Raw genomic sequence first — 13,040 nt, forward strand, 5'->3', positions numbered from 1 at the left:
TCTGTGTTTTGTTGGGGAGCTAATTTAGCGCTTAGCTAACGGAGCAGGAGTGACAAGGTTCACATTCTTTCTGGTTTTATTAATTTCAAAAGAATTGCATTGAATGTTATGAATAACTTTAGTTACATAATAATGAATTAAATTATTTAAAAGGAAAGGGCTATTGTGTTCACATTTCTCTTTGGCGGCCCATGTTAATTTCACGCTGAGCCTGTTTTTAGAAAAGGCCACCAAAGTCTTTATTTTCTATTTAAGAACATTGATTCGAATCAGGAATAGTTTTTCGTTTATTCCGTTCTCTGCATATCCGAACACAAATTTCAGGTGATTATATGAAAGATAATCCTGTACCGACTTCTGAGCTGTCGACCTCGCGTTTTGCCTTTGGGCTCAACAATACCGAGGTTGGCGCAGTCCCGTTGATGCTGTTCGTGGGGATTGCCGCGATTGTGGCGACGTCCGCCTGGGCAGGGCTGCTGCCGAAAAATATGATAGGCGGACTGGCGGTCATCATGACCCTTGGCTTTGCGTTTGCCAAAGTGGGGCGTCAAATCCCCGTGCTGAAGGACATCGGCGGACCGGCGATCCTGTGTCTGATGGTGCCTTCCGTGCTGGTCTATTTTGGCGCATTCGGGAAACAAACCCTTGATACGGTGCATCTGCTGATGAAGGAGGCGAATCTGCTCTATTTCGTCATCGCCTGCCTGGTGGTCGGCAGTATTCTGGGGATGAACCGGGTGCTGCTGATCCAGGGCATGATGCGCATGTTTGTTCCGCTGGTGGCGGGGACATTGATGGCCGTGCTGAGCGGCCTCATAGTGGGGACGCTGTTTGGGTTTACGCCTTACCATACGTTCTTCTTTATCATTGTGCCCATCATTGGCGGCGGAATTGGCGAGGGGATTTTACCCCTGTCTCTGGCCTATTCGGCAATCCTGGGGCAGACGCCAGACGTCTACGTGGCGCAGCTGGCTCCCGCTGCGGTCGTCGGAAATATTTTCGCCATTATTTGTGCCGGCTCGCTGGCGCGTCTCGGGACGAAACGTCCTGCGCTTTCAGGAAATGGCATGCTCACGCGGAGTAAAGACGACGCCAGCCTGTTTGCCGGGGCGCAAAGCGCACAGCAGACAGATTTTCATCTGATGGGCGGCGGACTGCTGATGGTGTGCGCGTTTTTCATCGTCGGGGGCTTGTTTGAAAAACTGGTCCACATTCCCGGACCGGTGCTGATGATCCTGATTGCCGTCCTGTGTAAATACTTCAGGGTGATCCCGGCCTCAATGGAGCAGGGGGCGCACAGCTGCTATAAATTCGTTTCGGCTGCGCTGGTTTGGCCGCTGATGATCGGCCTCGGGATGCTGTACGTGCCGCTTGAAAGCGTGGTGTCGGTCTTCTCGGTGGGCTATGTAGTGGTATGCGGATCGGTGGTGATTGCGATGGCGCTGAGCGGCTACTTTATCGCGTCGCGTCTGAATATGTATCCGGTGGAAGCGGCGATTGTTACCTGCTGCCACAGCGGGCTGGGCGGAACGGGGGACGTGGCCATTTTGTCCGCGTCTAACCGGATGTCGCTCATGCCGTTCGCGCAGATCGCCACCCGCATCGGCGGCGCCTCGACGGTCATTTTCGCCACGCTGCTGATGGGCTGGATTATGGCGCACTGATTCGAAACCTCAGGATACTGAATCGCAACGACATTTACAGCGTGTCGCTGCGGTTCAGTCCTTTATAAAACTCACCGCGCTGTATAGAATTACCGCAGCCACAGCGACGGGATACCACACGATGACCGGAAGAGTTGATTATCAGATTGAAAAATATCTCCTGACCGAAGCCGCCGAACCGGAGCGTCTGACGCGCCAGTGGGCGGAGGTGCTGGAGGAGTGTCGTGAGCAACAGTCCGGAGCGGAGGATCGTCTGCGTCTCGCGTTGCTTAATGTGGATTACGTCACCAGCTTCGAGCTGCCCTTCAGGCTGCTTCTCACCCGCGCGCCCCAGCTGATTGACGCTGTCAGAAAAGAGCTTCAGCTCAGTCAGAAAAATGTTCTGTTTAACGGCAAGCGCTTTGGCTGCGTCTACAGCCTTAAACGGGATCTGGACGGCATACCTGACGAGTTTACCTATCACCTGAAGACGCGTATCCAGCGCAGTGACGCCACAGGTGCGACGGAAGCGTCTTACCGGCAAATTGCCCAGCAGGTGAAAGCGCCAAAAGAGCGCCTCAAACTGGCGCTGGAAAACGGGCTGTCTGTGACCGCGCTCGACGGGCTTTTCTGGTTTGGCATTCAGCGCATCGCGGCGGATGTACAACGGCTACGCAAAACAGGGATGCGGATCGTGACGTCCAACGCCGAGGTGTTCGATACGCTCACCAAAACAACCCGGCAGATCCCGGTCTATCGCCTGGAAGGGACTAAAATTACTTAACCTGCAGCAGGATCGCCATCAGCCCCGGAAAGCGGGTATCCAGATCCTCTCTTCGCAATGAAATCATGTTTTCGCGTCCCTGCGGACGCTGCCAGATGACCCCGCTGTCGCGCAATACGCGCCAGTGATGGGTCATCGTGGACTTCACCACATCTTCCGGGCGCAGCGCGTTGCAGCTGAGCTCGCTGCCATCGGCGAGCCGGCGAATAATCGATAGCCGGAGCGGGTTGCCGAGGGCAAAGAGCACATTTTCCAGCAGTATTTGTTCAGTTTCAGGGTGGTTAGGGATCATCGTTTTCCTGCGTATGGCGTCAGATTGAGCTATATCAACAATAGGTCAACCCTTAAAAAATAGTTCGATAATACTCGTACAATAGGACTATTATAGCAAACGAACGAATGCACGACCATCCTGGTCGTCACAAACACGTCATACTGACTAAGGAAATATCATGCCCCGACCCATTCCTCTCGAACGTTATCGCAACATCGGTATCTCCGCGCATATCGATGCCGGTAAAACCACCACCACTGAGCGCATCCTGTTTTATACCGGGATGAGCCACAAGCTGGGTGAAGTACACGATGGCGCGGCAACCACTGACTGGATGGCGCAGGAGCAAGAGCGCGGGATCACGATTACGTCCGCGGCGGTGAGCTGCTTCTGGCCAGGCATGGACAGAGGCTATGAACCGCACCGGATCAACATCATCGACACCCCGGGACACGTGGACTTCACCATTGAAGTGGAACGTTCCATGCGCGTACTCGACGGTGCCGTGATGGTGTATGACTCCGTGGGCGGCGTGCAGCCGCAGTCGGAAACCGTCTGGCGTCAGGCCAATAAATATCACGTTCCGCGTCTGGCCTTCGTCAACAAAATGGACCGTCCGGGTGCCGACTTCTTCCGCGTCGTGCGGATGATGCAGGAACGCCTGAAGGCCAATCCGGTGCCGATTGTTATCCCGGTGGGGGCTGAAGATCATTTCACCGGCGTGGTGGATCTGATCAAAATGCGCACCATTCTGTGGGACGATGCGACGCAGGGTATGGTGTTTACCTATGCCCCCGTGCCGGATGATTTAGTCAGCACCGCCCAGGAATGGCGGGAAAAAATGGTCTCTGCGGCGGCGGAAGCCAGCGATGAACTGATGGACAAATACCTGGAAACCGGCGACCTGACGGAAGCGGAAATTATCAAAGGGTTGCGTATTCGCACCATCTCGGGCGAAATCCAGCCGATGTTGTGCGGCAGCGCGTTCAAGAATAAAGGCGTACAGCGCATGCTCGATGCGGTTATTGAGCTGATGCCGTCGCCGCTGGACGTGCCGGCCATTGATGGCGTGGATGAAAAAGGGCAGCACGCCGAGCGTCATCCGAGCGATGATGAGCCGTTCTCGGCGCTGGCGTTCAAGCTGATGAGCGACCCGTATGTCGGGCAACTGACCTTTATCCGCGTGTACTCTGGCGTGCTGCGCAAAGGCGACGCGGTGTACAACCCGGTGAAAGGGAAGAAAGAGCGCATCGGGCGTATCGTGCTGATGCATGCCAACGATCGCCATGAGGTGGACGAACTGCGCGCCGGGGATATCGCGGCCTGTGTCGGGCTGAAAGACGTGACCACCGGTGACACGCTCACCGATCCGAACGCCGTCATTACGCTTGAGCGCATGGAGTTCCCGGATCCGGTGATCTCGCTGGCGATTGAGCCGAAAACCAAAGGCGATCAGGAGAAAATGGGGATCGCGCTGCAGCGCCTGGCGGCGGAAGACCCGTCTTTCCGCCTGCACACTGACGAGGAGTCCGGCCAGACCATTATCTCCGGGATGGGTGAGCTACATCTTGAGATTATCGTTGACCGCATGAAGCGTGAGTTTGGCGTCGAGGCAAATATCGGTCGTCCGCAGGTGACCTACCGTGAAACCCTGCGTAAAACGGTGAAGGATATCGAAGGCAAATTTGTCCGACAGTCCGGCGGTAAAGGCCAGTACGGCCATGTGGTGCTGAGCCTGGAGCCGCTGGAGCCCGGAAGTGGCTTTAAATTTGAAGATGCCACTAAGGGCGGCGTGGTGCCGCGTGAGTATATTCCGTCCGTTGAGAAAGGGCTGCGGGAAGCGATGAACAGCGGCGTGCTGGCTGGCTATCCGGTCGTCGATGTTAAAGCGACGCTGACGTTTGGCTCGTATCACGACGTTGACTCCTCGGAGATGGCGTTCCGCATGGCGGCGATCCTCGGCTTTAAAGAGGGGGCCCGCAGGGCGGATCCGGTGATTCTTGAGCCGATCATGCACGTGGAGATGGAAACACCGGAAGAGTACGCCGGTAACATCATGGGCGATCTCTCTTCCCGACGCGGCATGGTGCAGGGGATGGCAGAGCAGTACGGCAGCCAGATTATCCGCGCCGACGTACCGCTGGCAGAGATGTTTGGTTATGCCACGACATTGCGTTCGATGTCCCAGGGACGCGCGACGTATACGATGGAGTTCCATCATTTTGCGGAGGCTCCGCGAAATGTGGCGGATGAGATTATTGCGAAGCGTGCGAAGTAGTTAATTAATTGCACATGGTAGTCGGTGGGCTACCATGTGCTTTTTTTACGACACGGAGATTATCCATGTTACTTAATTAGCGTTGCCGAGCGGACTTTCCATTTCCCTTGTTCTTCAATAAGACAATCTGCAACAACGTGATCTTGCTTCTTACCAAACGCGATATAAACGTTTGTGCAAACGGCGTCAAAATCAGATTGCAGGATGGTTATCTGATTCCAGTCCTCATCCCAATCCTGTGATTTGATAAACATATCCGCATCGGGCATGTCTTTTTCGTTACTGTCACCTGAATACAACTCTTTTATTGCTGCAATTGTCCCCGAGGCAACGTAATCATTCATAATATCTGGGTTAAGTACGGGCGGTTTGTGCTGATCTAACTGCGCGATATACCATTGATTGAATTTAAGCGCCGCCTGAGCCGGTGCATAAACATTTTCTGCGGCCGCGAGCGGAGAAAGGGCAAAAAGAAAAAAACAGAGTGTTTTCATTAGTCATGCCTGAACAGTTCGTAATGTGGTTGTATGTTGCGGTAAGCCTGCCCTGGGTACATGGTGCGTTGAATAAAATCGCTGATCCACTGCTGACCATCGTATATGCAAACGTGCCCGCTATCATGACCAACAATATTTTGAATAACTGCGACGTCGCCTGCATGGGGTTGATCGTATACAAGGCGGAATCCAGCGTTAACCAATGTCCGCCCCATGTCTTTTGCCAGACGCGTATTGGGGATTTTTAATCTTCCACCCGTTCTGATCGCTTCGGTGACATAGTGAGCACAATACCCCGTGCTCTTCGGTTGGGCGTGTGATTTAGCATATGAGATTGCGCCATCTTTATTCCATGTCATTGATATTTCCTTAATGCGAGAGTGATGATGCTGCAACTCTGGAAATATCCTCCGTTTTACAACGCAATAGTAAACATAAAATGCCATAGAAATTCACTATAATTCAGTAGAATATAATTTCGGAAATCAATCCAACGCCTTCACCATCTTCCCACTCGCCACAAACGTCCCGGCCCCAAGATGATGCAGGGTATTGAGCTTATCCCCGTCAAACTGCCAGCGTCCGGCGATAAACGCCCGTTCATCCGCTGCCGCTGAAACCACTTCGCCAAACAGCGTGTCGTATTTCTCTGCCGCGGAGGTCACGGGTAATAACCGGCACTCCATCCACGCCAGGCATTTCTCTTCAATGACCGGCAGGCCGAGCTCCGGGCCATTCACCACCGGAATCCCATAGCAGTTGAATTTGTCCTCATCGCGCCCGCTGACGCTGCCCACCGCGTAAGTCCAGTTGGCCGCCGCCACGCCGGGGATAACGATGCCAAATTTCCCGCTGCGTTCGATCAGCTCGCGTGACCAGGTACTTTTGTCCACCACGATTGCGATGCGCGGAGGTTCAAACTCAACGGGCATTGACCATGCGGCGGCCATAACGTTACGTCTGTCGAGGCTTTCATCGCGGCTGGTGATCAGCACGGTAGGGCCGTGGTTCAGCAGACGGCTGGCATGACGTAATTCAACAGGGCGAAAGTGGCTCATAGGATCTCCTCATCTGTAACGATGAGTATGACGAAAAAGCACGTAAATCAAAGTGAGCGCGTAGAATTAGTTTATAAACACAGCATCACTATCAAAGGAAACTGATATATGTCCCCCTTTCTGACCGCCTATTTCGCCCGCATCGGCTGGAAGCAACCGGCTTCTGCTGATATAGACACCCTGCGCGCACTGCATTTACATCACAACTGCGCGATCCCGTTTGAGAATATCGATGTCGTCCTGCCGCGCGAAATTCATCTCGAAGACCAGTGTCTGGTCGACAAATTGCTGACCGCCCGTCGTGGGGGATACTGCTTTGAGCAAAACGGCCTTTTCGAGCGTGTGTTGCGTGAAGTCGGGTTTAACGTGCGCAGCGTGCTGGGGCGGGTCGTATTGGCAAATCCGTCGCAGATGCCGCCGCGCACGCACCGCCTGCTGCTGGTTGAGCTTAACGGCGAGCGCTGGATTGCGGACGTGGGGTTTGGCGGCCAGACGCTGACGGCGCCAATTCGTCTGCTCGCCAGTGAGGAACAGGAAACGCCGCACGGCCTGTATCGTCTGCTGAGCGAGGGGAACGACTGGGTGCTGCAGTTCCGTCACCACGAGCACTGGCAGTCGATGTACCATTTTGACCTGACAACACAGTATTTCAGTGATTACGTGATGGGGAATTTCTGGTCGGCGCACTGGCCGCAGTCGCACTTCCGCCATCATCTGCTGATGTGCCGCCATCTGCCGGACGGCGGCAAGTTGACGCTGACCAACTTCAACTTTACCCACTGGCAGAACGGTCATGTGGAGGAGCAGATCCACTTGCCGGATACTGAGGCGCTTTACCAGCTGATGCAGGAACGCTTTGGGCTGGGCGTTGACGACCCTAAGCACGGTTTTTCACTCGCAGAATTGACGGCGGTGATGGCGGGCTTTGATACACATCCTCAGGCGGGAAAATAATGCGCAAAGGGGCCTTAGCCCCTTTGTTATATGATGGCTTACAGCTGAGTAAACTTGCCGATCCACGGGCTGTTGTTTTCCGCTGACCATAGCTGTACAAGCAGCTCTCTGAATTTTTCCGCCGCCGGGCTGAGAGGGTTTTCCCGGCGTTGTACTAGCCCCAGCGTTCGCCGGATGACGGGTTCAATCAGCGGGCGACTAACAAGGACATGATGTTCATCGGTCGGCATCGCCAGACTCGGCACAACAGACACCCCGAGACCCGCCTCTACCATCCCCAGTGACGTTGACAGGTGACGCACTTCGTAAAACCAGTTCGGCTTCCAGTCCATCTTTTCAAAAGCCTGATCGATAAGCGAACGGTTCCCGCTGGAACGCCTGACTCCAATCAGCTTCATGCCTGCCAGATCGTCCCAGGTCACCAGCGGTTTTTTCGCCAGTTCATTGTCGCGGCGGCATGCCAGAACAAAGGGTTCGTTTACCAGCGGGGCAAAATCGATATTCGGATGTGTGATGTTTATCATATTTATGCCGAAATCTGCGTCGCCATTTAAAACCGCTTCGAGACAATCGCTGGCACTGTGCTCAAGGATGCGGATCCGGATGTTTGGATAGTCATTGTTATAATCTCGTATCACTGAAGGCAGAAAATAGAAGGCGGCAGTAGGGATACAGGAAACCGTAATAACCCCGGCCTGATGCGTCGCCATCTCTTTAATACTCAGGACTGAGCTTTCATAAAAATCGATTAAATTCTTTGCCTTAGGTAAAAATTCTCTTCCCACCGTCGTGAGCTTGACGCTGCGCGTTGAACGCTCAAACAGCGTGGTACCCAGACTTTCTTCCAGTTTTTGAATTCTTCGTGTTAACGCCGGTTGTGAAATATGAAGAAATTGCGACGCTTTTGTAAAACACCCGATTTCTGCAATTTTTACAAACGCTTGTATTCCCTGTAATTCATGTTGCATGTCTGCATCCCATTTTTGCTTTTCTTAAACCACGATAACGCAAGGGCTATTAATGTGCAAAACGTATTAATCCCGCTTTTTTTGACATTAGAGTTATCAACTGGAGTGTGAAAACCTTATTGCGTTCCTGATAAAACGAAATGAGAAAAACACATGTTAAAGATCCCTTGCGTATTAATGCGTGGCGGTACGTCAAAAGGCCCCGTTATTTTGGCCAGCGACCTGCCTGAGGAAACCGAAGCGCGCGACGCGGTGTTACTCAGCTTGATGGGCGCAGGTCATGAACTTGAAATTGATGGCATTGGCGGTGGAAGCCCGCAAACCAGTAAGGTGGCGATCGTCAGTCCTTCCGACAGCCCGGACGCTGATGTGGATTATTTATTCGCACAGGTGATGGTGAATGAACGTCGCGTCGATACCACGCCAAACTGCGGCAATATGCTCTGCGCGGTGGGGCCCTTTGCGATTGAAAAAGGGCTGGTTAAGGCGCAAAGCCCGGTGACGACGGTGCGTATCCGCAATCTGAACACCGGAACACTGGTCGACGCCGAGGTGCAAACGCCGGATTATCGCGTTGTGTATGAAGGCGATACCCAGATTGACGGAGTTCCGGGTACTGCCGCGCCCATTGGTTTAACCTTCCTGAATTCAGCGGGTTCCAAAACGGGAAAACTGCTGCCGACCGGTAGCGTGACAAACGTGTTTAACGGTATTGAAGTCACCTGCATAGATATGGCGATGCCGATGGTTTTGATTGACGCTTCGGCGCTGGGTAAAACTGGTGGGGAAGCGCCAGCGGAATTAGATGGCGATAAAGCATTTAAAGAAAAACTGGAAAATTTGCGCCGACAGGCTGGCACGGCGATGGGTTTAGGGGATGTTTCAAATAAAGTAATCCCTAAACCGGTTCTCCTCAGTCGGGCCCGTAACGGCGGGACGCTTCAGGTGCGGTACTTCATGCCGCATACGTGCCATAAATCGCTTGCGATAACCGGTTCGATTGGTATTTCAACCGCGACGCTTATTGACGGTTCCGTCGCGGCGAAAATCATCGCCGATCGTCCAAAGGAACGCTTTACCAACATTATCGATATTGAACACCCCAGTGGAAAAATATCCGTTTCGCTGCTGAGGGACGGAAATAATATCGAAAATACCCGAGCCGCGGTTATTCGCACGTCACGCAAGTTATTTGAAGGCGTCGTTTGCGTGTCAGAAAAAATGCTCTCTGAAGTTGATTAAGTAAATTCTGAACTAAAAATCACCCATCTTAAAAAATACATTCTGTACCTTAACTATAATACTGAGGTTATTATGGCGTTAACGCATACTAACAATACCCTGAAAGCGCCCGAGCCGGTAAAAGCCAGCGCGCATATTCGCGTAATTCTGGCTCTCGCATTATCCGGGCTTGCTGAACTGGCTTCTCTGTTTTTTATTCAGCCACTGCTCCCAACGCTAGCGGTGGAATATAATGTTCCGGTTAGCCAGGTGAGTATTATCTTATCAGCAGAGACGGCCTTGCTGGCAATTGGATTATTGTTCACCGGGACATTATCCGATCACTACGGCAGGAAGCGGTTAATTATCGTCTCTCTCCTGTTGGGCGGCATTCTGACGCTGCTCTGCCCGCTGGTTCAGTCCTGGGCAATGCTGGTGGCGCTGCGTGCGGTGATTGGTCTGGCGCTGAGCGGCATCGCGGCGGCAGCAACGGCCTATATCAGCGAAGAGGTCGCACCGGTAGCGGCAGGCATCGTGACGGGTTATTTTGTTTTCGGTAACTCGATGGGCGGCATGTCCGGCCGTATTGTTGCCAGCCAGCTGATCGACCACGTTTCAATCAATGTGATCTTCTACGGGTTTGCAGTCAGCCTGATCGCGGTTGCGATTCTGGTGAAGTTCCTGCTGCCGGAATCGAAAAACTTCACGCCTACGCAGAATCTTAACGTTATGCGTATGGTGAAAGGGGCGGCTTCCCATTTCAAAAACAAAAATCTGGCGCTGGCGTTTGTCATCAGCTTTATTATCTTCGGCGCATTTACCTCACTCTATAACTATCTGGCCTTCTTCCTGAAAGGAGAACCGTTCCATATTTCACCGGCAAACGCAGGATTGCTCTCCTTTAGCTTCGCTCTGAGTTTCTTTACGGCGCCACAGGCCGGTCGTTTATCGGCGAAATATGGCGCAATGAAGGTATTGCGCGTGCTGTTTTTGATAATGGCCCTGGGCATGTTGCTGACGCTGACGTCAAACGTCGTCACCTTTATTGTTGGCGCAGTGATTTTTACCGGCTGTTTCTTCGGCTGCCATTCTATCGGCTTAAGCTGGGTCAGTAAAAATGCCACTCATGCAAGAGGTCATGCCGTCGCGCTCTATTTATTCTTCTACTACATGGGCGGTTCGGTGATTGGTTTTATCAACGGTTTTGTCTTCCATTCAATGGGCTGGCAGGGAATGACCGGATTTATTCTGGCATTACTTGGCGTTGGCGTAGTCGTGGCTACGTATCTTGCATCTGGTAATAAGCAGGTTCTGGTTCCAGCGCAGTCAGCCGAGTAAGTAGCATGACAATGTGTTCACGCTTCAGAGCGTGAACACAGAATGAGCACGTATATTAATCAGGTATTATTATGAAACTAGCAAGTTATATTCATCAGGGCCGTAAAAGCTACGGAATTTATACTGAGTCGGGCTTTATCGACCTGGGTAATAAAATTGGCCATCAATATGCAACCCTGAAAGATCTCCTTCAATGGGATGCGATTGATGTCGCCAGACAGTATAGCGACTGCCCTGCGGATATTATGCATAAAGACATCACCTTCTTGCCCGTTATCGAAGAGCCTGGAAAGATTTTCTGCGTGGGGATGAATTATGCAGAAAAAAGAAAAGAATTTGCCGAGACGAATAATGCCCCCACGCTGTTTATCCGCTTCCCTGATTCGCAAACCGGACATGCGCGGCCCGTTCTCAAACCGGTTCTTTCAAGCGAATTTGATTACGAAGGCGAGCTGGCCGTGATCATCGGCAAACCCGGCTCCCGAATTGACGTCAACAACGCGCTCAGCCACGTTGCGGGATACAGCTGTTATATGGATGGTTCCGTCCGCGACTGGCAGCACGCCTGGTTCACCGCCGGTAAAAACTGGAAGCAAACCGGCGCTTTCGGCCCTTATATGACCACAACGGATGAGATCCCCGATCCTCACGCGCTGACCATCCACACCTGGCTGAACGGCATGCTGGTTCAGAATGACTCCACCGGCAGCATGATCCACAAAGTGGCCGATCTTATCGCCTATATCAGCACGTTCACCTCCCTCAGCGCCGGGGACGTCATTATTACCGGCTCGCCTGGTGGCGTCGGTAAAAAACGTAATCCGCCTCTGTTTATGCGCGATGGCGATCGCGTCGAAGTCGAAATTGAAAACATTGGCCGCCTGATGAACACCATCGTGGAAGCGCAGCCCCAGCAACAAGAATTGACCGTTTAAACGCGCAGGAGAGAGACGATGTACACCGCCACAACGCCAGAATTTGAGGTGATTAACGCCGGTAACGCGAAGGCCAGAGAGGAGGTTGTCCGCTTTCTGGCACGCAACGGTTTAGGCATTGATGATGACATTGAGCAATTCATCGTTGCGCGCGATCGGCGCCATCTTGTCGCCTGCACCGGCATTGCGGGTAACACCTTAAAATGCATTGCTGTGGATACCGGGTGGCGAGGCACATCGTTAAGCCTGACGTTAATTCATGAGGCCGAACTTCTGGCGGCACAAAACGGCGAACATCAGCTCTTTCTCTTTACCTGTCCGGATAATGTGAAGTCGTTTCGCGGATGCGGATTCTATCCGTTGGTGACCGTCGAGAACTGTGCGGCATTAATGGAGAACACGCCGGTCGGTATTCATCGTTACTGCAGCCAGCTCCGAAGCCATCATTTCGTGCCCGGGAAAAATATTGGCGCGATCGTGATGAACGCGAATCCGTTCACGCTGGGCCATCAATACCTCATCGAGCATGCGGCAGGCCAGTGCGACTGGCTCCATGTTTTCGTGGTTCAGGAAGATGTCTCCACTTTTTCCTTTAAAGAACGGTTTGCGATGGTCAGGGACGGATCGCGGCATCTGCGAAATGTCACCGTACATCCGGGGTCTGCGTATATTATTTCTCGCGGGACATTCCCAGGCTATTTTCTGAAAGATAAGCAGGTCATTAATAAAGCCTATGCGGCCATTGATCTCATGCTGTTCAGAAATCACATCGCCCCCGCGCTGAATATTAATCATCGTTTTGTGGGCACAGAGCCGTTCTGTTCGTTAACCGCTGAATATAACCGGGCAATGCATCGCTGGCTGGAAGATGAAACATGCCAGGCAGCCGCTATCAGCATACACGAAATAGAAAGAAGAACGGATGACAATAATGTGCCGGTATCGGCTTCCGCCGTTCGTCGTTTATTAAATGAAAACAAATTCTCTGCCGCCAGCCGCATGGTGCCGGTCACGACGCGCGCGTTTCTGAAGAATGAGGCGCAGCATCAGCCTTGTTTATCCGAACCGTTGTCGGCAGCAATTTAACCGC

The 13,040-nt window shown here is 52.6% G+C and carries 13 protein-coding genes; 8 read left to right on the top strand and 5 right to left on the bottom strand.

Features of this window, described 5'->3' with window-relative positions; genetic code table 11:
- Positions 1–332 precede the first annotated feature (332 nt).
- Together CWR52_RS00435 and CWR52_RS00440 are read left to right on the top strand one after the other, a co-directional pair.
- Positions 333–1,664: a 2-hydroxycarboxylate transporter family protein gene (locus CWR52_RS00435; protein WP_104948455.1), complete on the top strand. Its 1,332-nt coding sequence runs from the start codon at positions 333–335 to the stop codon at positions 1,662–1,664.
- 121 nt (positions 1,665–1,785) lie between these two features.
- Entirely contained in the window at positions 1,786–2,427 is a 642-nt protein-coding gene (locus CWR52_RS00440) for a helix-turn-helix domain-containing protein (RefSeq protein ID WP_104948456.1), read from the top strand.
- Here CWR52_RS00440 and CWR52_RS00445 read toward each other — a convergent pair.
- Entirely contained in the window at positions 2,420–2,719 is a 300-nt protein-coding gene (locus CWR52_RS00445; RefSeq protein ID WP_104948457.1) for an ArsR/SmtB family transcription factor, read from the bottom strand. The two genes, CWR52_RS00440 and CWR52_RS00445, sit on opposite strands and share 8 nt — an antisense overlap.
- Positions 2,720–2,879: 160 nt before the next feature.
- Here CWR52_RS00445 and fusA point away from each other — a divergent pair, with 160 nt between their 5' ends.
- The gene (gene fusA, locus CWR52_RS00450) at positions 2,880–4,979 is read left to right on the top strand and encodes an elongation factor G (protein ID WP_104948458.1); all 2,100 of its coding nucleotides are present in this window, start codon (positions 2,880–2,882) and stop codon (positions 4,977–4,979) included.
- Positions 4,980–5,047: 68 nt separating this feature from the next.
- Here fusA and CWR52_RS00455 read toward each other — a convergent pair whose 3' ends face one another.
- The 3 genes from CWR52_RS00455 to CWR52_RS00465 all read right to left on the bottom strand — a co-directional run bounded on the left by CWR52_RS00455 (position 5,048) and on the right by CWR52_RS00465 (position 6,534).
- Positions 5,048–5,473 carry a DUF3828 domain-containing protein gene (locus CWR52_RS00455; protein WP_104948459.1) on the bottom strand — a complete coding sequence of 142 codons (426 nt, stop codon included), beginning with the start codon at positions 5,471–5,473 and terminating at the stop codon, positions 5,048–5,050.
- A complete protein-coding gene (locus CWR52_RS00460) occupies positions 5,473–5,835 on the bottom strand; it encodes a CHAP domain-containing protein (protein ID WP_104948460.1) in 363 nt (120 codons plus the stop codon). Before CWR52_RS00460 ends, CWR52_RS00455 begins: the two co-directional genes overlap by 1 nt.
- Positions 5,836–5,961: 126 nt before the next feature.
- Complete coding sequence (locus CWR52_RS00465) at positions 5,962–6,534, bottom strand: flavin reductase family protein (protein ID WP_033145657.1); 573 nt, start codon at positions 6,532–6,534, stop codon at positions 5,962–5,964.
- Positions 6,535–6,642: 108 nt separating this feature from the next.
- Between CWR52_RS00465 and nhoA the strand changes: the two genes are divergently transcribed.
- On the top strand, positions 6,643–7,488 hold the full coding sequence (gene nhoA / locus CWR52_RS00470) for an N-hydroxyarylamine O-acetyltransferase (protein WP_104948461.1): 846 nt from the start codon (positions 6,643–6,645) through the stop codon (positions 7,486–7,488).
- A gap of 38 nt (positions 7,489–7,526) precedes the next feature.
- Here nhoA and CWR52_RS00475 read toward each other — a convergent pair whose 3' ends face one another.
- The gene (locus CWR52_RS00475) at positions 7,527–8,456 is read right to left on the bottom strand and encodes a LysR family transcriptional regulator (protein ID WP_025910926.1); all 930 of its coding nucleotides are present in this window, start codon (positions 8,454–8,456) and stop codon (positions 7,527–7,529) included.
- 153 nt (positions 8,457–8,609) lie between these two features.
- Here CWR52_RS00475 and CWR52_RS00480 point away from each other — a divergent pair, with 153 nt between their 5' ends.
- The 4 genes from CWR52_RS00480 to citC all read left to right on the top strand — a co-directional run bounded on the left by CWR52_RS00480 (position 8,610) and on the right by citC (position 13,036).
- Positions 8,610–9,698, top strand: coding sequence for a 4-oxalomesaconate tautomerase (locus CWR52_RS00480; protein ID WP_104948462.1), 1,089 nt, complete (start codon positions 8,610–8,612; stop codon positions 9,696–9,698).
- A gap of 72 nt (positions 9,699–9,770) precedes the next feature.
- On the top strand, positions 9,771–11,015 hold the full coding sequence (locus tag CWR52_RS00485; protein ID WP_104948463.1) for an MFS transporter: 1,245 nt from the start codon (positions 9,771–9,773) through the stop codon (positions 11,013–11,015).
- A gap of 71 nt (positions 11,016–11,086) precedes the next feature.
- Entirely contained in the window at positions 11,087–11,950 is an 864-nt protein-coding gene (locus CWR52_RS00490; RefSeq protein WP_104948464.1) for a fumarylacetoacetate hydrolase family protein, read from the top strand.
- 18 nt (positions 11,951–11,968) lie between these two features.
- Positions 11,969–13,036 (top strand): [citrate (pro-3S)-lyase] ligase, encoded by a 1,068-nt coding sequence (gene citC, locus CWR52_RS00495; protein WP_104948465.1) that lies wholly within the window; start codon positions 11,969–11,971, stop codon positions 13,034–13,036.
- Positions 13,037–13,040: the final 4 nt, after the last annotated feature.

The sequence above is a fragment of the Enterobacter sp. SGAir0187 genome, from assembly GCF_002952735.2.
Classification (GTDB): domain Bacteria; phylum Pseudomonadota; class Gammaproteobacteria; order Enterobacterales; family Enterobacteriaceae; genus Enterobacter; species Enterobacter quasiroggenkampii.